Origin of the sequence: Microbacterium sp. NPDC087589 (genome assembly GCF_044743635.1) — a bacterium.
Taxonomy (GTDB): Bacteria; Actinomycetota; Actinomycetes; order Actinomycetales; family Microbacteriaceae; genus Microbacterium.
This window is the reverse complement of record NZ_JBIUWV010000001.1, coordinates 925,069-945,589: the sequence shown is the minus strand read 5'-3', so window position 1 is coordinate 945,589 and position 20,521 is coordinate 925,069. Positions and strand designations below refer to the sequence as shown.

At 67.3% G+C, this 20,521-nt stretch carries 19 protein-coding genes; 10 read left to right on the top strand and 9 right to left on the bottom strand.

What is annotated here, in order from left to right; all coding sequences use genetic code 11:
• Positions 1 to 34: 34 nt before the first annotated feature.
• Genes ACIOU8_RS04720 through ACIOU8_RS04710 form a run of 3 tightly spaced genes read right to left on the bottom strand, consistent with a single transcriptional unit; the run spans position 35 to position 3,314 of the window.
• A complete protein-coding gene (locus ACIOU8_RS04720; protein ID WP_400786344.1) occupies positions 35 to 1,228 on the bottom strand; it encodes a DUF4350 domain-containing protein in 1,194 nt (397 codons plus the stop codon).
• Positions 1,225 to 1,866 (bottom strand): DUF4129 domain-containing protein, encoded by a 642-nt coding sequence (locus tag ACIOU8_RS04715; protein WP_400786341.1) that lies wholly within the window; start codon positions 1,864 to 1,866, stop codon positions 1,225 to 1,227. Before ACIOU8_RS04715 ends, ACIOU8_RS04720 begins: the two co-directional genes overlap by 4 nt.
• Positions 1,863 to 3,314 (bottom strand): hypothetical protein, encoded by a 1,452-nt coding sequence (locus ACIOU8_RS04710; RefSeq protein WP_400786339.1) that lies wholly within the window; start codon positions 3,312 to 3,314, stop codon positions 1,863 to 1,865. Before ACIOU8_RS04710 ends, ACIOU8_RS04715 begins: the two co-directional genes overlap by 4 nt.
• A 95-nt stretch (positions 3,315 to 3,409) precedes the next feature.
• On the opposite strand from ACIOU8_RS04710, the gene mtrA reads away from it, so the two are divergent.
• The 5 genes from mtrA to hpf all read left to right on the top strand — a co-directional run bounded on the left by mtrA (position 3,410) and on the right by hpf (position 9,047).
• Positions 3,410 to 4,090, top strand: coding sequence for an MtrAB system response regulator MtrA (gene mtrA, locus ACIOU8_RS04705; protein WP_056376242.1), 681 nt, complete (start codon positions 3,410 to 3,412; stop codon positions 4,088 to 4,090).
• Between the two features lie 7 nt (positions 4,091 to 4,097).
• Entirely contained in the window at positions 4,098 to 5,774 is a 1,677-nt protein-coding gene (gene mtrB / locus ACIOU8_RS04700) for an MtrAB system histidine kinase MtrB (protein ID WP_400786335.1), read from the top strand.
• On the top strand, positions 5,771 to 7,495 hold the full coding sequence (locus ACIOU8_RS04695; protein ID WP_400786333.1) for a GerMN domain-containing protein: 1,725 nt from the start codon (positions 5,771 to 5,773) through the stop codon (positions 7,493 to 7,495). Before mtrB ends, ACIOU8_RS04695 begins: the two co-directional genes overlap by 4 nt.
• A 108-nt stretch (positions 7,496 to 7,603) precedes the next feature.
• Positions 7,604 to 8,296 (top strand): ComF family protein, encoded by a 693-nt coding sequence (locus tag ACIOU8_RS04690; protein WP_400786331.1) that lies wholly within the window; start codon positions 7,604 to 7,606, stop codon positions 8,294 to 8,296.
• A gap of 94 nt (positions 8,297 to 8,390) precedes the next feature.
• Positions 8,391 to 9,047, top strand: coding sequence for a ribosome hibernation-promoting factor, HPF/YfiA family (gene hpf / locus ACIOU8_RS04685; protein ID WP_290160186.1), 657 nt, complete (start codon positions 8,391 to 8,393; stop codon positions 9,045 to 9,047).
• 66 nt (positions 9,048 to 9,113) lie between these two features.
• On the opposite strand, the gene ACIOU8_RS04680 is transcribed toward hpf, so the two are convergent.
• On the bottom strand, positions 9,114 to 10,451 hold the full coding sequence (locus ACIOU8_RS04680; RefSeq protein WP_400786328.1) for a hypothetical protein: 1,338 nt from the start codon (positions 10,449 to 10,451) through the stop codon (positions 9,114 to 9,116).
• Positions 10,452 to 10,514: 63 nt separating this feature from the next.
• Positions 10,515 to 11,117: a PadR family transcriptional regulator gene (locus tag ACIOU8_RS04675; protein ID WP_400786326.1), complete on the bottom strand. Its 603-nt coding sequence runs from the start codon at positions 11,115 to 11,117 to the stop codon at positions 10,515 to 10,517.
• A 164-nt stretch (positions 11,118 to 11,281) separates the two neighbouring features.
• On the opposite strand from ACIOU8_RS04675, the gene secA reads away from it, so the two are divergent.
• Both secA and ACIOU8_RS04665 read left to right on the top strand, forming a co-directional pair.
• On the top strand, positions 11,282 to 14,089 hold the full coding sequence (gene secA, locus ACIOU8_RS04670) for a preprotein translocase subunit SecA (protein WP_400786324.1): 2,808 nt from the start codon (positions 11,282 to 11,284) through the stop codon (positions 14,087 to 14,089).
• A 67-nt stretch (positions 14,090 to 14,156) separates the two neighbouring features.
• Positions 14,157 to 15,383, top strand: a complete 1,227-nt coding sequence (locus tag ACIOU8_RS04665) for a pyridoxal phosphate-dependent aminotransferase (RefSeq protein ID WP_400786322.1) — start codon at positions 14,157 to 14,159, stop codon at positions 15,381 to 15,383.
• On the opposite strand, the gene ACIOU8_RS04660 is transcribed toward ACIOU8_RS04665, so the two are convergent.
• Both ACIOU8_RS04660 and ACIOU8_RS04655 read right to left on the bottom strand, forming a co-directional pair.
• Positions 15,307 to 16,548 (bottom strand): CpaE family protein, encoded by a 1,242-nt coding sequence (locus ACIOU8_RS04660; protein ID WP_400786320.1) that lies wholly within the window; start codon positions 16,546 to 16,548, stop codon positions 15,307 to 15,309. The genes ACIOU8_RS04665 and ACIOU8_RS04660 overlap by 77 nt on opposite strands.
• Positions 16,545 to 17,165, bottom strand: a complete 621-nt coding sequence (locus ACIOU8_RS04655; protein ID WP_400786318.1) for a hypothetical protein — start codon at positions 17,163 to 17,165, stop codon at positions 16,545 to 16,547. The genes ACIOU8_RS04660 and ACIOU8_RS04655 overlap by 4 nt, the downstream gene beginning before the upstream one ends.
• Before the next feature lie 97 nt (positions 17,166 to 17,262).
• Here ACIOU8_RS04655 and ACIOU8_RS04650 point away from each other — a divergent pair, with 97 nt between their 5' ends.
• On the top strand, positions 17,263 to 17,541 hold the full coding sequence (locus ACIOU8_RS04650) for a helix-turn-helix domain-containing protein (RefSeq protein WP_400786315.1): 279 nt from the start codon (positions 17,263 to 17,265) through the stop codon (positions 17,539 to 17,541).
• Here the strand turns inward: ACIOU8_RS04650 and ACIOU8_RS04645 are convergent.
• Positions 17,529 to 18,140, bottom strand: coding sequence for a hypothetical protein (locus ACIOU8_RS04645; protein WP_400786313.1), 612 nt, complete (start codon positions 18,138 to 18,140; stop codon positions 17,529 to 17,531). The two genes, ACIOU8_RS04650 and ACIOU8_RS04645, sit on opposite strands and share 13 nt — an antisense overlap.
• Positions 18,141 to 18,267: 127 nt before the next feature.
• Between ACIOU8_RS04645 and ACIOU8_RS04640 the strand changes: the two genes are divergently transcribed.
• Together ACIOU8_RS04640 and ACIOU8_RS04635 are read left to right on the top strand one after the other, a co-directional pair.
• Complete coding sequence (locus ACIOU8_RS04640; protein ID WP_400786310.1) at positions 18,268 to 18,654, top strand: Rv3235 family protein; 387 nt, start codon at positions 18,268 to 18,270, stop codon at positions 18,652 to 18,654.
• Between the two features lie 24 nt (positions 18,655 to 18,678).
• Positions 18,679 to 20,163 (top strand): sensor histidine kinase, encoded by a 1,485-nt coding sequence (locus tag ACIOU8_RS04635; protein WP_400786307.1) that lies wholly within the window; start codon positions 18,679 to 18,681, stop codon positions 20,161 to 20,163.
• Between the two features lie 75 nt (positions 20,164 to 20,238).
• Here the strand turns inward: ACIOU8_RS04635 and ACIOU8_RS04630 are convergent, their stop codons facing one another.
• Positions 20,239 to 20,487 (bottom strand): WhiB family transcriptional regulator, encoded by a 249-nt coding sequence (locus ACIOU8_RS04630; protein WP_028503730.1) that lies wholly within the window; start codon positions 20,485 to 20,487, stop codon positions 20,239 to 20,241.
• Positions 20,488 to 20,521 lie beyond the last annotated feature (34 nt).

The window sequence follows — 20,521 nt, the reverse complement described above, 5'->3', positions numbered from 1 at the left end:
GATGGATGGACGGCGGTTGGGTGGGATCGGTGGATCATTCAGATGTCCGTTCCGTGAAGGAGGAGGCGTCGACCGCGCTCTCGAGCTCCTGCAGACGTCGCGCGAGATCGATCAGCGATGGGTCGTCGGCGGGTGTCGCGCCCCCGAGCAGGTCGTGCAGAGATCCGCGCGGGATGCGCAGCCGATCGGCTGCGGCATCCGCGACCTCTTCGGCGCCGGCGGTGACGGCGAGTCCGAGTCGGCGGGCGAGCCGGCGCCTGCTGCCGTCGCGGATAGCCTCCGCCGCATGTGGGGCGTCACCTGCCTTGGCGGTCAAGCGGGCCCGTCCGTGCATCGTCTCCGAGGCGCGTACGGTGACCGGAAGGGTCTCGGAGACGAGCGGACCGAAGCGCTGACCGCGCCACAGCGCCGCCGCGACGCCGGCGATCATCAGCAGCAGGATGGCGGGTGTCACCCATCCGGGGGTGAGCGAGCCGAGCGTGTCCTCGGTCTCGCCTTCGATGTCGGTGTCGCCGAAGCTGGGCACATACCAGACGATCCGGTCGGTCTGACCGAGCAGAGCGAGTGCGAGGGCGGCGTTTCCGTCCTCCGCGAGGTAGGCGTTGCTGAAGAGGCGCGCGCCCTCGACCACAGCCCGCGTCGTGTCGTCTCTCTCGTCGATGAGCACGGCGGCCGCGCCGCCGGTGCCGAAACAGCCCTCCACGCCGTCGGCCGGTGTGAACAGCCGATCGGGGCGGATGGTGCCGACCTCAGCGAACTCGGGGGCGCCGCACTCGGCCTGCACCGGGGTCGAGTCCGGCGTGGCGTTGTCGCCGATGCGCAGGAGATTCAGCAGGTGCGTGCTGCTCGAGAGGAACACGACTCGGTCCGCCGGCTCGATCAGCTCGGAGATCGCCTCGTCTGTGAGCGTGTACGGATTGGCCATCACGAGCGTGGTGTCGTCATCGAGCGCGGCTCGTGCCTCATCCCGTGAGCGGAAGACTGAGACCTCGACGCCGTTGTCCTCCAGGATCTGGGCGATGGCCATGGCTCCGGAATCTCCCACGCTCTCAGGGTCGAGTGAGCCGCGCTGATCGGGCATGCGCACACCGACCTGTATGGCCACGAAGACGCCTCCGAGAACGAGCGCCACGACGATCGCCCATCCGAGCAGAGACCGCGATCGTGTTCCGCGAGGTGCACGTTCGGCCGTCGAGGTCGGGGCATCGCGCTGCTCGAGAACGCTCACGCGGTCACCGCCTCTGGGCGCAGCGCGCTGAGCCGGTCGTCGGTGGCCGCGAGTTCGGCATAGCTCTCAGCGGTCGCCGGGTGCCGGAGGTAGCGAACGTCATCGAAAGAGACCGCGGCTTGGCGGACGGGCATGGTCTCTGCGGGGAAGACGACCGAGACCTCGCGAGCGATCGCCTGTGCGGTCGCTCCTGGGGAGGGATCGATGAGGTCGCGCTCGAGCAGCCCTCTGGCGAGCGCACGGAATCGCAGGATGGTCGCCTCGTCCCAGTCGCCTCCGCGAGCGCAGCGATCGGCATCTGCTCTCAATTGCGCGGCTGAGCGGTCGTCTTCTGCGCCGAGGAGGCCGGCCCCGGGCCGGCGTATCCCCTGAGCGCGGCGGGGGCGGCCCCAGATGATGAGGGCTGCCACGAGCGCACCGAAGACGATGATGCTCACGATGATCAGGGCAGAGGGCCCGACGCTGGCGCCGTTGTCGGAGCTGAAGAGATCGGCGAGGAACCGTCCGACATCGCGCGCGACGAGGTCGAACCAGGTGGGCTTCGCGTCGGCATAGCGCGGATCGGAGAGCTCCCGCTCGGCCCACTGCCGCGCTTCGTCTCCGTCGGGGATCCGCACGTCGTCGAGCGAGCGGATCATGCAGATCCTTCGCTGCCTGCTCCCGGCGCGGCCCAGGTGGAATCGTCAGGCGACCCTGAGGCGGCCGGGGGAGCAGAAGCAGGAGGGGGCGAGTACGCGGGCGGCTCTGAGGCGCCCGCGGGCGGCTGAGGCGGGCTCTGTGCCACCGCTCCCGGATACGGCGGCTGTGCCGGGTACTGCTGTGCCGGGTACTGCTGTGCCGGGTACTGCTGTGCATAGGGCGGCTGGCCCTGGTACGCCTGCGCCGGGTATCCCGCTCCCGGGTACTGCTGCCCCGGGTACTGCTGCCCCGGGTACTGCTGCCCCGGGTACTGCTGCATCTCATAGCCGGCGGGTGTCATCGTCGCCCACTCCGGGACCTGCTTCGGCGGCGGAGCGCTCGTGACGGCGCGTTCAGAGTCGACGATGAACGGATCGCCGAGCTGCTCATCCGTCCATCCGAGATCGCGTCTCTCGACGTGACTGATCAGCGCCTGGTCGAGCCCCTCGTACCGCATCCGGCTGTCGAGGTACACCAGGGTGCCGGCGGTGCTCTGCACCACGAGGGTGATGGCCTGCAGCACGAGCAGCAGGATCTGCGGGGCGAGGAGCGCGAAGACGAAGCCCATGATCGCCGCGGTGTCGGCGGAGCCGGTCGGGGCGATGATCGATCCGAGCATCGAGCTGACCAGCGAGACGGGCAGATTCACGAGCTGCATCGCGACACCCATGATGGCGCCGATCAGGAAGGTGACTCCCCAGGCGATCCAGAAACGACCCCGGGTGAGGCGCCATGATCGCACGAGCGCGTCGCGGAACTTCGCGCGCTCGAGCACGAGGATCGACGGCACGAGGAGCAGTTTGGTCGTGAGCCACACGATGAGCGGGATGATGGCGAGCAGCAGCACCAGGACGAGGATGACGATGCCGCCGATGGCTTCGACGGAACCGCCGAGCCCACTCGCGACAAAGCCGGCGATGATGACGAAGAGGATCACGATCACGCCGAAGACGAAGATGACGGACAGCGACGCGAATGCCGCCAGCCGCCAGAACGACGGGATCATCTTGCGCCAGAGGGTCTTGAGGCTCGCCTTCACACCGATCGCGGCGAATCCGATCTCGGCGGCGACGACGCCCTGCATCAGGGCGGTGAATGCGACGGACGCGAGCCCCACGGCGATGCCGGCGACGATGTTCATCGCGATGGTGCCTGCGAACACCGCCTCGAAGTCCGGAGAGGACGGCGAGAGCGACTCGAGCCGCGTGAACGTCGTGACGAACACGAAGCCCATCACCGTGGCGCTCAACACGACGACGGCGAGCTGGATCACGACGCCGAACCCGAAGAGGACTTTGGGGTTGTGTCGCAGCGCGGCGAACGACTTGCTCAGCAGCATCCCGAACGTCAGCGGATGCAGCGGAATGATGCCCTTCTTCGGGGCAGGGGTCCACGTCTGGCCGCTCACCGGCACTCCCTCCGTCGTGCGCTCCCATCGTGTCACAAGACCCGTCGGCGCGTAGACATGGGGGCCGTGGTACTGAGTGCCATAAGGTAACAGTTATGACCTCACGCATTCTTGTGGTCGACGACGACACCGCGCTCGCCGAGATGATCGGCATCGTGCTGCGCACCGAGGGCTTCGAACCGGTGTTCTGCGCCGACGGTGCGCGGGCGGTCGATGAGTGGCGCACGCAGCGCCCGGACCTCGTGCTGCTCGACCTGATGCTGCCGGGCATGGATGGCATCGAGATCTGCTCGCGGATCCGCGCCGAATCCGGAGTCCCCGTCATCATGCTCACGGCCCGCAGTGATACGGCCGATGTGGTGCGCGGCCTCGAGGTCGGAGCCGATGACTACATCGTCAAGCCCTTCAACCCGAAGGAGCTCGTCGCGCGCATCCGAACGCGGCTGCGGCCCACGTCGCAGAACGTGGGGGAGCAGCTGCGAGTGGGAGACCTCACCGTAGACGTCGACGCCCACGAGGTGCGCCGTGGCACGGCTCCGATCGCCCTGACGCCTCTGGAGTTCCAGCTCCTCGTCGCCCTGGCTTCGAAGCCGCAGCAGGTGTTCTCGCGAGAGATGCTGCTCGAGCAGGTGTGGGGCTATCACTACAAGGCCGACACCCGGCTGGTGAACGTGCATGTGCAGCGCCTGCGCGCGAAGGTCGAGCTCGACCCGGACAACCCCAAGATCGTCATGACGGTGCGGGGCGTCGGCTACCGTGCCGGGGGCGCGGGCTAGGCCCACCATGGCCGCGACCACAGCGACCACCACGGCGGTCGCTGTCATCCGCGACTGGCGTGGTTGGCCGAGCGTCCTTCGAGCGCTGTGGCGGAGCTCCCTGCGATTCCGGACGCTGACGATCACGCTGCTGTTGACGTCGACCGCGATTCTGATCACCTGCGTGACGATGGCTCTCGTGATCCAGAACGATCTGTTCGAGTCGCGCAAGAACGAGGCGCTCGATGACGCAGCACGCTCGGTGAATCAGGCGCAGGCGACCCTCGACGCCACGGCGCTCGGCGACGACCCGGCAGCCCTGCCCGAGCTGTGGGACAGCGTGCAGGAAGACCTGGGGCGCAATTCGACGGCTGAGGGTCTCGCCGGATTCCGCATGGACGTCGACCCGGACGTCGCGCTCAACGGCTTCACCGCAGGACTCAGTGACAATCTGATCAGCTCCGGCCTCAGAAACAGGGTGGTCGAGTTCGACGACTGGCAGTCGTGGCAGTCCGTGCCACTCGAGGTCGGCGGTCGAGAGGTGCCGGGGATCATCGTCGGCCAGCAGCTGCGCGTGCCCGAGGCCGGTCCGTTCGAGATCTACTTCGCCTACGACCTCGCTGATGCCGACAACACCCTGGTCTTCGTGCAGCGCACCCTCTGGGTCGCCGGCATCGGCCTCGTCGCGATCGTCGCCGTGATCTCCTTCATCGTTCTCCGCACGGTGTCGACACCCATCGTCGAGGCCGCAGAGACCAGCGCGCGTCTGGCGTCGGGCGACCTCGGAGTGCGCATCGACGTGCACGGTGAAGACGAGATAGCCACTCTCGGGCGCTCTTTCAACGCCATGGCCGACAGCATCGAGTCCCAGATCAAAGAACTGGGCGAGCTGTCGCTCGTGCAGCAGCGCTTCGTCTCGGACGTGTCGCATGAGCTGCGCACACCTCTCACCACGATCCGTCTCGCCGCCGACATGCTGAACGATCAGCGGGGTGAGTTCGACCCGACGACCGCACGCACCGCCGAGCTCCTGCACACGCAGGTGCAGCGGTTCGAGACATTGCTGTCGGATCTGCTCGAGATCAGTCGCTACGACGCCGGCTCCGTGCAGCTCGAACTCGAGGCGACGAGCCTCGCGCACCTCGCGGAGGACATCATCGAGCAGATGCAGCCCCTCGCCGACGACCGCGGCAGCCAGCTGAGACTCGTGGCTCCGGGCGGGTACTCGCCTGTGGACATGGATCCGCGCAGGGTGCGCCGAGTGCTGCGCAACCTGATCGGCAATGCGATCGAGCACGGCGAGGGACGGCCGATCGTGATCACCGTCGACAGCAACCAGCATGCGGTGGCCGCCGGCGTCCGCGACTTCGGTCTCGGCATGGATCCGGCCGATGCGGAGAGGGTGTTCGACAGATTCTGGCGCGCGGACCCGTCTCGCCAGCGCACGCTCGGGGGCACGGGGCTCGGGCTGTCGATCGCGCTCGGCGACGCGACTCTGCACGGTGGTTCACTCGACGTCTGGTCCGAGCTCGGGGTCGGCACCAACTTCGTCCTGACTCTTCCTCGCAGGGGCGACGCGACGGATGGACCCTCGCCCGTGCCGATCGAGCCGCAGGAGACTTTCGCCGATATCGATGACGCCACGCAGCCGATACAGCTCGCCGACGTGCCGGCAGAGCTCTTCGACCGAGGGAGCATCGAATGACGTCCAAGACTCGACAGGCTCTGCGTGGGATCGCGATCGCGGCGGCTGCACTCCTCCTGTCCGCATGCACGGGTCTCCCGACGACGGGAGACGTGCAACGCGGGATCCCACTCGGTGCGCCTCCGGAGGGACAGGACTTCCTTCCGCTGGCTTCGGGCCCTGTGGACGGTGCGAGCCCTGAGGAGATCGTCGAGGGCTTCATGGAGGCCGCGATCACTCCGGCTGACAACTGGGACACCGCTCGGACGTTCCTCACCCCCGAGCTCGCGTCGACCTGGCGTCCGAACACGGGAGTCTCGATCGACATGAGCGCCGCGACGCGCTCCTTCACCTCGAACCTCGACGACGAAGACGACGACGAGGTCGACGACGGCGATACGGCGGACGTGAGGGTCGCGTTCGACCAGGTGGCGAGCGTCGACGCGACCGGGGCGTACTCCGAGGCGTCCGGCGCGTCGAACTCGGCCTTCGTGGTCGAGCGCACCGAGGGCCAGTGGCGAATCGCCGAGGCCCCGGACGGCGTCGTGATCGACGAGTCGAGGTTCTCGCGCGTCTACGACGACTATGCGCTGCAGTACTTCGATCAGACGTGGGAGCGGCTCGTCCCCGACGTGCGCTGGTTCCCCAGGCGCGCCACGGTTGCCACGACCATCGCGCAGTCACTGATCGGCGGTGTGCCGAGCCCGTGGCTCGACCCGGCGGTGCAGAGCGCGTTCCCCCAGGCGGTGCAGCTCGCCCGCGACGCCGTGCCGATCGACCAGGATCAGATCGCCGACGTCGCATTGAACCGCGCTGCACTCGGTCTCGAACCGACGACCCTCGCGCGCATGCGCACACAGCTTCAGGCCACCCTCGTCGCTGCAGGGGTGCAGATCGATCAGGTGCGCTTCACGGTCGACGGCCGGGCGTTGGAAGCGGGCGTCGTCGAGGTCGTGACCGACGCGGCTGATGCCGGCAGCCTCGTCGTGAAGGACGGGACGTTCGGGATGCTCGTGGGCGGTGAGATCACCCCGATACCCGGTGTCACGGATCAGATCCTCAACGCCGGTCAGCCGGTCGCAGCGATCGACGTCTCGGCCGACAGCTCGCGCGCTGCCGTGCAGTTGATCGACGGACATGTCTGGCTCGCCGGCGACGGCGGCTTCGACGAACTCGATGCACGCCCGTCGCTGGTGCGGCCGTCGATGGACCCCTACGACTACACCTGGTCGGTGCCGTCGAATGCTCCCGCCTCTCTGCAGGCGATCGGCAGCGATGTCGCCCCGCAGAGCATCGCGGGGGCGTGGCCCGAAGCATCGGCGGTCTCCGCCATCCGAGTGTCGGCCGATGGCGCCAGGGTGGCAGCCGCCGTCGTGATCGGAGGCGAGCGCTGGATAGTCGTCTCCTCGGTGATCCGGGACGAGACGGGGCTGCCCATCGAACTCGGACCGACCGAACCGCTGGCGCAGCTCGACGGCAGCGCTGTGGGCCTCGTCTGGCTGGGAGCCGACCGACTGGGCCTCCTCACCGACCCCGCCGACCGGATGGTCGTCACGCAGGTCGTCGGAGGTCCGGGATCAGCCGAAGTCGCTCCGACGGGTGCGGTGTCCATCGCTGGCTCGCGATCCGCCACCGGGCTCCGGGTTCTCGGCGCGGACGGAGCCGTGTTCGCGCGAACGGGGTCGGCGTGGAGCGAGTCGATCACCGGAGTCTCTCTTCTCGCCACCAGAGCAGGTCACTGAGAGCGACTGTCTCTGCACGGCAGGTCGGTGGGGGCTGCGCGTTCACAGCGCGCGGGATCCGCATCGGTCTGGGATCGGGGCGTCGGGCCTGTGCGGCAGGATCGACGGATGCCGTCGCATCCGCTCGCCCACGCCATCGGCGTCGAGGTGCTCGCGCTTCTGCTCGCGGCGACCTGCGCGGGCTGCGACCGACCCGAGACGCTGCTGTGCGACGCCTGTCGGCAGGGCATCCGCGCCACGCCCCTCGTGCGACGCACGCCGGCCGGTCTGCTCGTCCGGGCCGCCATGCCGTTCGAGTCGATCGCAGCCCGCTGCATCCGCAGGCTCAAGGATGACGGAGAGACCATGCTCGCCCGCCCGCTCGGAGCGGCGGTGGGCGAGGTTCTCGCCGAGGTCATCGCGGCACAGGCCGCGATCGATGATCCGGTGCGCCTGGTGCCGATCCCGACGTCGCGGAGCGCGTTCCGGCGACGGGGCTACCGCGTCCCCGAGCTTCTGATCCGACGGGCGGGTGCGGCACCCCATCGCCTGCTCGTGCTGCGAGGCCGACGCACGGATCAGCGCGGACTCGACTCGGCCGGCAGGGCAGAGAATGTGCGGGGGAGCATGCGATCGCGACGGATGACCGGAGGCCAGGCCGTCGTGCTGGTGGATGATGTCGTGACCACGGGAGCGACTTTCGATGAGGCGGCTCGCACGTTGAGAGACGCCGGCGTCCGCGTCGTCTCGGCGGTCGCGCTCGCCGCGACACCTCGTCTCGGCGAACAGAATGCGAACGCATCGGAGACACGCAGCAAATGACCCGTGACTTCCGAGGTCAGGCGGACTACCGTTGGGGTTCACAAGGCGACCACGGTCCGCCCTTGGCCGGGAGGACCGGGACAAGGAGGCAGCAATGGAAACGAGCATCGTTGGCGTCGGGGTGGGTATCACCGATCGATTCCGAACCGTTGTCGAAGAGAAGATCGCCAAGATCCAGACGTTCGCGTCACGTGCGCAACGGCTGGATGTCAAGGTCACCCACCGGGTGTATCGCAACGGTCACGTGCCGGATGAGACCGTCGAGCTGACGCTCGTCAGCAAGGGTCCCGTCGTGCGCGCCGAGGCCACGGACGGAGACAAGTTCGTCGCACTCGACATGGCCGTCGACAAGATGGCCGAACAGCTTCGCCGGGCGAAGGAGAAGCGAGTCGACGGACGTCAGCATCCGCGTGGGGCGCACTTCGAGAAGGAGAGCGGCGCGCTGGAGGGCATCGACGTCCAGCCGGCATCCGTGGAGGTGCTTCGCGCGGTCGCGACCGGCACGGTTCCGATCCAGAACGACGATGACGAGGTCTACTCGCCGGTGGTCATCCGCACCAAGAACTTCGGGGCGGAATGGATGACGGTCGAAGAGGCGGTCGACCGCATGGAGCTCGTCGGACACGACTTCTTCCTGTTCGTCGACGTGCGCACCGATCACCCGAGCGTCGTCTACCGGCGCAAGGGCTGGGACTACGGCGTGATCGCGCTCGAGACGCAGGCTCCGCCCACTGAGGCGCTCGCCTCCTGAGGCTGATACGACGACGGCCCGGCTCCAGAAGGAGCCGGGCCGTCGTCGTATCTTGCTCGTGAGGGTTCAGTCGAAGATCCCGTCGAGAATGCTCCCGATCACTAGACCGCCCAGAATCCCGGAGGCGACGTCGCTGCCCCCGCCGCGTCGGCCACCACCCCTCCAGCCGCCGCCGCCCCAGCCGTCGCCGCCGCCCCAGCCCTGGTCCTGCGGTCGGGATGAATCGATGTCACGCTGAGCGAGTTGCAGGGCTTCCGAGGCGAGGTGCGCCACGCGTCGAGCGCTGGCCAATGCCTCGTCGCGGGTCTCCTCCGCCGGAAGCAGGTCCGAGAGATCGACGCGCAGCCTCTCGGCCTCTGCGAGACGGGTGCGGGCATCTGCACCGATCCAGCCACGGTGCCCGGCGATGAGTCCGCGCGCGACACCGAGCTGGCGGTCCGCGTCGTCGATCGCATGCTGCACCTGCTGGATGCTGGGCAGCGGGTGCGCTTCACGGTGGCGGGCGGTGGCGATCGCGTCGTCGAGAGCCGTGTTCGCCTCGCGCAGCCGCGACAGCTCCGCGAAGGGGTCTCCGGGTGAGCCGGCGGGTGACAGGGCACTGAGAGCGTCCTGCAGGGCGGAGACCGCGGCAGCGACGGCCGGCACCTGCGGTGCGGTCCGTGCTGCGATGAGGTCGTTCCTGGAGTCGGCGACGACCTCGGCGAGGGTCGACTCCGCACGCAGCGCCTCGATCTCGAAGTCCTCCACGGCATCGAGGAGAGCGGAGGCGCGGCGTGTCGCTTCGGTGGCGGTCTCCAGGGCGAGATTCGCCTCCTCGTTCTGCTTGGCGGCGCGACGCCGCTCCGAGATTGCCGCGCCATGAGTGGCGAAGGCGATCAGCTGCTCGGCTTCAGCCGCACTGGCCGTGATCTGGTGCATCGCCGAGTCCGAGTAGCGGGAGGACAGACGGGCGACGGTCTCGTTGGTGTGCGGGATTCGCGCGCTCAGTGTCTCGGCATCCGCTCGAACCTGGGCGATGACCTCTGGCGCTCGGCGCACCTTCGAGATCGATGTCTCGAGGTCCGATGTCTTCTCATCGAGCAGATCCTGCGCCCAGTCGCACAGCTGCATGATCCGGGCGTTGCGGGTGCGGAGCTCCTCGGGAGTGTCGGGGATCTCGTCGTGGTTGAGCTGGTGGAGCTGAAAGGCCTCGCGCAGGTGAGTGCGCACGGCGCTCAGTGCTTTCTTCAGGTCCCGAGTCAGCTGCTCGCCGAGCTCGGCCTCTGCGAATGCCAACTCGTCAGAGGTGCTCCTGATGCGCTCGTCCGCGGACACGAGCGCCTGCTCTGCGCGGCGAGCCAGGTCGGCGTCCTGTGCGGCGAGCTGTTCCTGCTCGCGTTTGCGTCTGCCCCATATTCCAGCCATAGGACTGATCCTAGTTTCCCGGGCGGCAACCCTGGCTGTGCATCCGCTCCAGGCGAACTGTGCTCAGACCAGCGCCGCGACCTCTGCCCTCGCCGGCCGGCCGCGCTTCGGTCGCTCGGTCGTCAGCTCCAGGGCGAGCGCGTGCTGGGGATGCTGTGCCAGACGCGTCTGCACATGATCGAGCCAGCGGAGCTCGGCCTCTGCGGTGAAGATCATCGAGTCGACGACGAGCGACCACGCGAGCCCCTGGGCGCTGTCGTCCTCGCGTGACTCCCTGGCCGTGGTGAGCTCCCCGAGGCGCTTCTCCGACGCGGCCCGCTGGGCCGAGATCACGCGGGTCGCGTCCGCGCCCGGAAGGGTCGCCGCGACGGCGAGCTTGATCGCGAGCTCGTCGCGTGTGGCCTGACTCCGTGCAACGGGGGATGCCAACCAACGGTCGACCTCGAATGCGCCGGCGTCGGTGATCTCCCAGTACACGTGGCCGTGCAGATCGGCCGCTCCGCGCTCGACGAGTCCGTCGCGCTCGAGGCGCTCGAGCGTGTTGTAGATCTGACCGACGTTGAGCGGCCAGACCGAACCGGTGCGGCGGTCGAATTCGTGGCGCAGCTGATATCCGTAGCAGGGGCCCTGCGCGAGAATCGCGAGCAGACTCTGTCTGACCGACATATGGACCTCCCGGTGTCGTGGATCAATATATACATACTCGGAAACGTCATGGCGGCGCGCCATGCAGACGACGTGCAGGTCACGGACCGGTAACATGGCAAAGTATGCCTGGCACGCGCCCGACAAGCGGCGCCGCCGGAACCATCGACAGGGAGATGACATCTGTGGCGAATCCTCTTGAGAAGCTGCTGCGCGCGGGAGAAGGGCGGGTCATTCGCCGCCTGAACCAGGTGGTGAAGGCCGTGAACGCGCTGGAAGAGGACATCTCCAAGCTCACGGACGATGAACTGCGCAACGAGACCGTCGAGCTGCGCGAGCGGTTCGCGAAGGGCGAGTCGCTCGACCAGCTCATGCCCGAGGCGTTTGCCGCAGTGCGTGAGGCGGCGAAGCGCACGCTCGGAATGCGTGCATACGACGTGCAGATCATGGGTGGTGCCGCTCTTCACCTCGGCAACATCGCCGAGATGAAGACCGGTGAAGGCAAGACTCTGGTCGCCACGTTCCCGGCCTACCTGAATGCGATCGCGGGCGAGGGCGTCCACGTGATCACGGTCAACGACTTCCTCGCGAGCTACCAGGCCGAGCTGATGGGCCGCGTCTACCGGGCACTCGGCATGTCGACGGGAATCATCGTCTCGGGTCAGACTCCGGCCGTGCGCCGCGAGCAGTATGCGTCTGACATCACCTACGGCACGAACAACGAGTTCGGCTTCGACTACCTCCGCGACAACATGGCGTGGCGCAAGGAAGACCTCGTCCAGCGCGAGCACTACTTCGCGATCGTCGACGAGGTCGACTCGATCCTCATCGACGAGGCACGGACGCCGCTGATCATCTCCGGCCCGTCGTCGGGAGAGGCCAACCGCTGGTTCGCCGAGTTCGCGAAGATCGCCCGCACTCTCGAAGCCGGCATCGACTACGAGGTCGACGAGAAGAAGCGCACTGTCGGCGTGCTCGAGCCCGGGATCGAGAAGGTCGAGGACTACCTCGGCATCGACAACCTGTACGAGTCAGCGAACACCCCGCTGATCTCCTTCCTCAACAACTCGATCAAGGCCCTCGCGCTGTTCAAGAAGGACACCGACTACGTCGTCATGAACGACGAGGTCATGATCGTCGATGAGCACACCGGCCGCATCCTGGTCGGGCGCCGCTACAACGAAGGCATCCACCAGGCCATCGAGGCGAAGGAGGCCGTGCCTGTCAAGGCCGAGAATCAGACTCTCGCCACGGTCACGCTGCAGAACTACTTCCGCCTCTACGACAAGCTCGCAGGCATGACCGGTACCGCCGAGACCGAGGCTGCCGAGTTCATGTCGACTTACAAGCTGGGCGTCATCCCGATCCCCACGAACCGGCCGATGGTCCGCAAGGATCAGTCCGATCTCGTCTATAAGAACGAGACCGCCAAGTTCGCCCAGGTCGTCGAGGACATCGCCGAGCGCCACGCGAACGGCCAGCCTGTGCTCGTCGGCACGGTCAGCGTCGAGAAGAGCGAGTACCTGTCGCGACTCCTCGCCAAGAAGGGCGTCAAGCACGAGGTCCTGAACGCGAAGAACCACGCGCGTGAGGCAGAGATCGTGGCGCGAGCAGGACGCCTCGGTGCCGTCACCGTCGCCACCAACATGGCCGGTCGTGGAACCGACATCATGCTCGGCGGCAACGCCGAATTCCTCGCCGTGCAGGATCTCAAGGGCAAGGGTCTCGACCCGGTCGAGACGCCCGAGGAGTACGAGGTCGCGTGGGACGAGACCTACGAGGCGATGAAGGCGATCGTCGCCGAGGAGGCCGAGAAGGTCATCGAGGCCGGCGGTCTCTACGTTCTGGGCACCGAGCGCCACGAGTCCCGTCGAATCGACAATCAGCTGCGCGGCCGTTCCGGTCGTCAGGGCGATCCGGGTGAGAGCCGCTTCTACCTGAGCCTCACCGACGACCTGATGCGTCTGTTCCAGTCGGGGGCCGCTGAGGCGATCCTGGCTCGGACCAACTTCCCCGACGACGTCCCGATCGAGTCGGGTCTCGTGTCGCGGGCGATTCGGAGCGCTCAGTCGCAGGTCGAGTCCCGCAACGCCGAGATGCGCAAGAACGTCCTCAAGTACGACGACGTCCTGAACCGTCAGCGAGAGGCGATCTACGCCGACCGCCGCCACATCCTGCAGGGCGACGACATCGCCGACCGGGTCCAGCACTTCATCGAAGACGCGATCAGCGGCGTCGTGCGCGATCACACAGGCGAGGGCCACAACGAGAGCTGGGACTTCGACGCGCTCTGGACGGAGCTCAAGACGCTCTATCCGGTCAGCGTGACGATCGACGAGGTCGTGTCGGAGGCCGCCGGTCGCAAGGGTGGGATCACTGCGGACGGGCTGACGCGAGAGCTGCTCTCCGACGCGAAGATCGCGTACGAGACCCGCGAGGAGTCTCTCGGAGAAGCGGCCACCCGCGAGCTCGAGCGTCGGGTCGTGCTCCAGGTGCTCGATCGCCGCTGGCGCGACCACCTCTACGAGATGGACTACCTCAAGGACGGCATCGGTCTTCGTGCCATGGCGCAGCGCGACCCGCTGATCGAGTACCAGCGTGAAGGCTACGCGATGTTCCAGTCGATGATGGGGCAGATCAAAGAGGAGTCCGTCGGGTACCTCTACAACCTCGAGGTCGAGGTTCGCCGAGCAGGTGACTCGCAGACCGCCGAGGTGGAGGCCAAGGGACTCGTCGAAGGTGCGGGAGATCAGCGCCTCGAGTACTCGGCGGCGAACGACGCCGGCGAGGTCGAGGTGCGCAACGACCGCGGTCAGGTGCAGCAGGCGGCGACCGAGAAGCTCCGCCAGGCGGCTGCCGCGCGTCAGACGCCGGCCGAACCCGCCGAGGGCGAGGATGGTCCGCGAGGAGCATTCGGTCAGCGTACGGAGCCCTCTGCAGCGCCTGCCGGCAACCGAGAGCAGCGCCGGGCGCAGAGCAAGAAGAAGAAGTAGCAGGACGTGCGAAGAGGGGCCGGTCCGGATGGATCGGCCCCTCTTCGCGTCATTGTAGGCTTGCGCAATGACACCAACGCGCCACTTCGACCAGTCGTCGAAGCTCAAGAACGTCCTGTACGAGATCCGTGGAAACACGCTCGTCGAGGCGGCGCGGCTCGAGGCCGAGGGGCATCGGATCCTCAAGCTCAACACGGGCAACCCCGCCATCTTCGGCTTCGAGGCCCCGCACCAGATCGTGCACGACATGCTCGCGGCGCTTCCGACCGCTCACGGGTACAGCGACAGCAAGGGGATCATCTCGGCGCGCCGCGCCGTGGTGAGCCGGTACGAGGAGATCCCCGGGTTCCCCCGCTTCGATCCTGAGGACGTCTTCCTCGGAAACGGTGTGTCCGAACTCATCACCATGACGATGCAGGCGCTTCTCGACGAGGGTGATGAGGTGCTCATCCCGGCGCCCGACTATCCGCTGTGGACCGCCATGACGAGTCTGGCCGACGGCACGCCTGTGCATTACCTCTGCGACGAGGACAACGGCTGGCAGCCCGACCTCGAGGACATCCGATCGAAGATCACCCCTCGAACCAAAGCCCTCGTGATCATCAACCCCAACAACCCGACCGGTGTCGTCTACTCTCGCGAGGTCCTCGAGGGGATGGTTCAGATAGCGCGAGAGAACCAGCTGCTTCTGCTCTCCGACGAGATCTACGACCGCATCCTGTTCGACGATGCGGTGCACATCCCGACGGCCACGCTGGCGCCCGATCTTCTGTGCCTGACGTTCAACGGACTCTCGAAGACGTATCGAGTCGCCGGATTCCGCTCCGGATGGCTGGTGATCACCGGGCCTCAGGACCATGCGAAGGGGTTCCTCGAGGGGATCAACCTGCTCGCATCCACGCGCCTCTGCCCGAATGTGCCTGCGCAGTACGCGGTGCAGGCGGCTCTCGGGGGAGTGCAGTCGATCGATTCCCTGATCGCTCCGACCGGACGCCTGCATGAGCAGCGCGACATCGCGTGGGAAGGACTCGAGTCGATTCCCGGTGTCTCCTGCGTCAAGCCCGTCGGTGCGCTGTATGCCTTCCCTCGCCTCGACCCGAACGTCCACGAGATCAGGGACGATGCGAAGCTGGTCTACGACCTGCTGGTCTCGGAGCACATCCTTCTCGTGCAGGGGACCGGCTTCAACTGGCCGACGCCCGATCACCTCAGGCTGGTCACGCTCCCCGAGCCTCGCGTGCTCGCTGAAGCCGTCGAGCGCCTCGGGAACTTCCTCTCGAGCTACCGCCAGTAGACGGCTGCGACGACGCAGAGGCCCACGTCTCTGCGATGCGACGCACGCCGGCGACCAGGGTCGAGCGCGGGGTGAGGTCAGCCATCGGCCGCGCGTGCAGCAGAGCGGAATCAGCGGCTCGCTGATCGAACGGCAGGAAAGCGATGTCGGTGATGCCCGCGAATCTCTCGAGGGTGCGCCGGATCTGACCACGCGCGTCGATGCCCAAGGGGCCGGGTCGCACGCGATTCACGACGACCCTGATGGGTGTGGGGGTCGTGAGTCTTCTCAGCTCGGCATGTTCTCTCACGAAACGACTGATGCCGAGGGGGTCGGCTGATGCGACCGCGATGATCGAATCCGCCTCCTGCAGCACCGCGACCGTGGCCGCGTGGCGGCGTGGTCCGGTGAGGTCGTAGGTGGCTTCGTCGTCTGCGTCGAAGGCGCTGCCCACGTCGACGACGGTCTCCTCCGCCCAGCCGCGGCAGGCGCGCAGAGTGGTCTGCAGGCGAAGAGCTCCCAGCTCCGGCCATCGCCCTGGGCGATTGATGCCGCCGAGGACCTCGATCTCTCCGGCGCTCGTCTCGAGGACCGTCGCGAGCCTCGTGAGCTCGGCTGAGTCCAGTGCGCCGAGTTCTGCGCGTCGGCACGCTGCGGCGATGCCGGGCGCATCATCGCTGAGTCCCAGAAGCAGCGCCAGTGATGGTGCGACGGTGTCGGCGTCCACCAGGGCGGTACGCCGACCTGTCCGGCAGAGTTCGACGGCGAGCTGGATCGCGATCGTCGACCTTCCAGGCGCACCGGAAGGGCCCCACACCGCCGTCACGCGATGTGGAGGTGATGCGGCACGGTCGACGGTGTCGGGGATGTCGGCGGTCAGCGCCGCCGCGACTTGCCAGCCGCTCGCATCCGTCGGGAGTGCAGAGGTGAGTCCGTAGCGCCCGAGCAGTCTGCTGTCGCTGTCGCCGAGCGGAATGATCCGCACGCCTGCCCTGTCGCACTCGGCGATGAGCTCGGATGTCAGAACCGCACGGGTCGCGGCGACGATGGCGGCATCGACGCCTTCGGGCAGGGGGAGGACCCTGCTCGGCTGCACGATCGAGACCACGCGGATGCCCTCCATCTCGAGCTCGTCGGCCAGGACGCGCGCGCGGGCCTCCGGAACGGCGATGACGACCGAGGTCATGAGGTCGAACCGATCGGCACGACCGAGAGAACAGAGCCGCCGGTGATCGCGGACAGCACCTCGGCCACATCCGCTCGGTCGATCACGATCTCTGCGGTGGTGCCCTCCGCCGCGAGCATCCCTTCAGTCTTCGTGACCGATGCGACGACGGCGTCCGCCACGAGGATACGAGGGGGTCCATGGCCGCCGCCATCGTCGACCGATGGCGAGTGCCAGAGCTCGATGATGCTCCCGGCGGCGACCTCGGCCGGGATCCTCGTGCTGCTCTCGACGACGATCGTGGTCGTCCTGTTGGCGTCGGCGTCCTCAGCAGCAGAGGTCGCCAAGAGCTCTCCTTCGAAGAGCGTGCGGGACGCGACTTGACCGGGTCGGAGCTCCTGCGGTGCCAGATATCGATCCGTGACAGTGCCGAGGCCGACTTCGACCACTTGGAAGTCGCCCGAGACGAGCGCTTCACCCAGCGCGATCGTGCGCGTCGCCTGAAGCACAGGGGTCGTGGTGCCCGAGGAGGAGACGACGGCCCAGACGCCGCCGATCGACAGTGCGACGACGGCGATGCCGATCAGGAAGCGCGCGTCACCCCAGACGGCGCGGCGGGAACGGACGAACTTGCTCATGCCGATATGGTCACAGAAATCGAAGCGGCTGCTCGAGACTTATCCACAGCATCGGATCCGCGCTGACGCTCCGGCGCGGCAGGAGGAGAATGGGAGCATGCCTCATTCCTCTCAGCCCGCGCAAGGCTTCCTCGCTCCGGCGCAGGTGGCCGAGCTGCTGAGCATCGAGGTCGACGAGGTCGTCGAACTCGTCTTTGAGGGTCGTCTGCGCGGATCCAAGCTCGGCGCCCCGGCCAGATGGCGTATCGAGGAGTCGAGTCTTTCGGAGTATCTTGCCGAGCAGTCGGAAGAGGCCAGACGGATGGCGCTGTGGCGACAGGCGAACGAGGCGAGTTTTCCGGAGGTCTGGGGTACTTCCCGCCGTCACGGCATGTGATCTCCGGCGGTCTGCACCGAGGCCACCGCAGCGAAGGGGATCATCTGGAAGCCGCGCACCGACGAGGCGATTCGCGCATCGCCCGGATCATGCAGAGCGAGGTCCAGATGATCCGCTCCCGCCCTGTCGATCGTTCCATGCATGTCCGAGTCGTCGACGCTGACGATCCTCACCGGAACCCGTCGCCGGGCGAGATCACGCAGAATGAACCCGAGCGACATGCGCTCGCGGAGCACGGGCGCGGAGCCGTCTTCGTGGTCCAGGCTCGACAGCAGCAGGCCGTGATCCACGGTCAGCCCGCGCACCGCGTGCAGCGGGACGATCAAGGTCGATCGCTTGGTCGTCGATTCCTCGGCCTGCGCGATCGTGGCGGCGATCCAATCGGATCCGAGCGTGTTCAGTCGGGCCCGGACGCGTCTTCCGCCCGGCAGATCGAGCGTCGCGGGAGCCGCTGAGGCGCAGAGCACCCTCAGGCGGGCGCGAAGCTCGAGCCGCGAGATGCGCAATCGCTCGGATTCCGCGTCCAGCGCCGCGCGCTCGCTTTCCCACTCCGAGGCGAGCTGGCCTTCGAGGTCTTCGAACAGTCGGTCCCAGTGCACGCGCCCCACCGTAAGTGATGTCCAGGAAGGCATGTGCGAGTTATCCACATACATCACGAACACGACCCGAACGGCGGTCGTGCGCATGCTCTACTTGGCGCAGTCTTCCCGATGGAGAGTGCCTCAGATGATGCTTCACGAGTACTTCGCCCCTCAGCCGACGCCTCGCGCCGAGCTGCCCGATCCGCTTCCGCTGCTGCGAAGCCTGACGCAGGGTGTGCTCGAGGTGCTCGCGGGAGTCAGAGAAGTCGATCAGCTCGCTCGCTGGTTCAATGAAGACGCGTATCGGAGTCTGGTGACTCGGGCGAACCTCTCGGCGAGGGCGCGCAGCGCGAGGGGGGTCTCGCCTGCGCGCCCGACTTTCGAGATCCTGTCGATCCGCGTGACAGAGCCTGTCGACGGCAAGGTCGAAGCGGTCGTGGTGGTGGCGGGGCCCGGCCGCACCCGGGCGGTGGCGATCCAGCTCGAAGGGCTGGACCGTCGCTGGCGTGCGACGTCGCTGGCCGTTCTCTGAGCCGGCGCGCTCTAGGCTGGTGGGGTGTCAACGCTCAGCGACCTCGCCAATGCCCAGGGCCGTCTTGCCGACCACGATGTCGAGTGGCTGCACCGACTCGCCGGTGACGGACAGCTTCTCGCGGACCTCGCTTCGGCGGACATCGTGGTCTGGATCGAGACCGGCGACGGATCCTTCGTCGCCGTCGCGCACGCCCGTCCGAGCGGAGCAGCCACCCTGTTCTATAGGGACATCGTCGGTGAGCGGGTGCGCCCTCAGTGGCGCACCCAGGTGCAGGGGGCATTCGATTCGGCGGAGATCGTGGACTCGTCTTCTCCGGACTGGTTCGAAGAGACCCCGACGCGTGTCAGAGCTGTGCCGATCGTCAACGAACGTCGCGGCGGTGAGAATCAGGCCGGTGTCATCGGCGTCGTCACCCGGCACACGAACCTCGGCGAGGCTCGGACTCCGTCTCGGCAGCAGATCACGTTCGACGAGTGCGCCAACGACATCTTCCGCATGATCGCCGACGGCAGCTTCCCGGATCCGGCTGCCCCGACGTCTCCTCGCCGAGGCGCGCCGCGCGCGTCCGACGGCCTGATCCGCATCGATGTCGACGGGATCACGACGTTCGCCAGCCCGAATGCGCTCTCGGCGTTCAATCGCATGGGGTTCGATGACGAGCTCGAGGGCGAATCCCTCGCGGAGGTCACCACGAGGCTCGTGCCGCCGTCTCGACAGGTCGACGAGTCTCTGCCCGTCGTCGTGACCGGACGCGCACCGTGGCGGACCGACATCGAAGCGCGCGGCGTCACGGTGTCGCTGCGCGCGATTCCCTTGAAGGATCACGGAACCCGCATCGGCGCGATCCTCCTGTGTCGCGATGTCTCGGAACTGCGCCATCAGGAGCAGGAGCTGATCACCAAGGACGCGACGATTCGCGAGATCCACCACCGAGTCAAGAACAATCTGCAGACCGTCGCGTCGCTGCTGCGCATCCAGGCGCGACGCACGCACTCCGATGAGGCACGCGATGCGCTGACGCAGGCGATGAGACGCGTCGACTCGATCGCCGTCGTGCACGACACGCTGGCCCAGGGCCTGACGCAGAAGGTCGACTTCGACGAGGTGTTCCATCGCGTCCTCAAGCTCGTGGCCGAGGTCGCATCGGCGCCGAACACCCGTGCGCGCACGCGGTCGACCGGTCGTTTCGGCGTCCTGCCGAGCGAGTACGCGACACCGTTGGCGCTCGCTCTCACCGAGGTCGTCACGAACGCCGTCGAGCACGGCCTCGCCGGGCAAGAGGGCATGGTCACCATCGATGCGGCGCGTACTGAGGAGAATCTGCGCGTCACGGTGCACGACACCGGAAAGGGCCTGCCGGAGGGACGGATCGGTCAGGGGCTGGGAACGCAGATCATCCGCACCCTCATTCAGGGCGAGCTCAGCGGATCGATCGAATGGCGGGGGAGCGAAGGCGAGGGCACCGAGGTCGTCATCGACATCCCGCTCCGCTGGCTGACCACATAGGCGAAGCATCGCCCGCGATACCGAGCGGAGACAGAGAAGCGGCCCGAAACATCGTCTCGGGCCGCTTCTCTACGTTCAGGAAGCGCGGCGGGCGCGAGCGGCGCGGCGCTTGAGGGCACGGCGCTCGTCTTCGGAGAGGCCGCCCCACACGCCCGAGTCCTGGCTGGACTCGAGGGCGTACTGCAGGCAGATCTCAGTCACGGTGCAGGTGGCGCAGACGGTCTTCGCCTTCTCGATCTGGTCGACGGCCGGACCGGTGTTCCCGACAGGGAAGAACAGCTCGGGGTCGACAGTCAGGCAGGCGGCCTTATCGCGCCAGTCCATGGGGGCTCCTCGGTGTGGTTTTTCAGAAATCATC

Excerpts from the sequence above, each read along its gene's own strand:
- ACIOU8_RS04715 (WP_400786341.1), bottom strand. The coding sequence starts at position 1,866 with ATGATCCGCTCGCTCGACGACGTGCGGATCCCCGACGGAGACGAAGCG.
- mtrA (WP_056376242.1), top strand. The coding sequence starts at position 3,410 with ATGACCTCACGCATTCTTGTGGTCGACGACGACACCGCGCTCGCCGAG.
- mtrB (WP_400786335.1), top strand. The coding sequence starts at position 4,098 with ATGGCCGCGACCACAGCGACCACCACGGCGGTCGCTGTCATCCGCGAC.
- ACIOU8_RS04695 (WP_400786333.1), top strand. The coding sequence starts at position 5,771 with ATGACGTCCAAGACTCGACAGGCTCTGCGTGGGATCGCGATCGCGGCG.
- ACIOU8_RS04690 (WP_400786331.1), top strand. The coding sequence starts at position 7,604 with ATGCCGTCGCATCCGCTCGCCCACGCCATCGGCGTCGAGGTGCTCGCG.
- hpf (WP_290160186.1), top strand. The coding sequence starts at position 8,391 with ATGGAAACGAGCATCGTTGGCGTCGGGGTGGGTATCACCGATCGATTC.
- ACIOU8_RS04680 (WP_400786328.1), bottom strand. The coding sequence starts at position 10,451 with ATGGCTGGAATATGGGGCAGACGCAAACGCGAGCAGGAACAGCTCGCC.
- ACIOU8_RS04675 (WP_400786326.1), bottom strand. The coding sequence starts at position 11,117 with ATGTCGGTCAGACAGAGTCTGCTCGCGATTCTCGCGCAGGGCCCCTGC.
- ACIOU8_RS04665 (WP_400786322.1), top strand. The coding sequence starts at position 14,157 with ATGACACCAACGCGCCACTTCGACCAGTCGTCGAAGCTCAAGAACGTC.
- ACIOU8_RS04660 (WP_400786320.1), bottom strand. The coding sequence starts at position 16,548 with ATGACCTCGGTCGTCATCGCCGTTCCGGAGGCCCGCGCGCGCGTCCTG.
- ACIOU8_RS04655 (WP_400786318.1), bottom strand. The coding sequence starts at position 17,165 with ATGAGCAAGTTCGTCCGTTCCCGCCGCGCCGTCTGGGGTGACGCGCGC.
- ACIOU8_RS04650 (WP_400786315.1), top strand. The coding sequence starts at position 17,263 with ATGCCTCATTCCTCTCAGCCCGCGCAAGGCTTCCTCGCTCCGGCGCAG.
- ACIOU8_RS04640 (WP_400786310.1), top strand. The coding sequence starts at position 18,268 with ATGATGCTTCACGAGTACTTCGCCCCTCAGCCGACGCCTCGCGCCGAG.
- ACIOU8_RS04630 (WP_028503730.1), bottom strand. The coding sequence starts at position 20,487 with ATGGACTGGCGCGATAAGGCCGCCTGCCTGACTGTCGACCCCGAGCTG.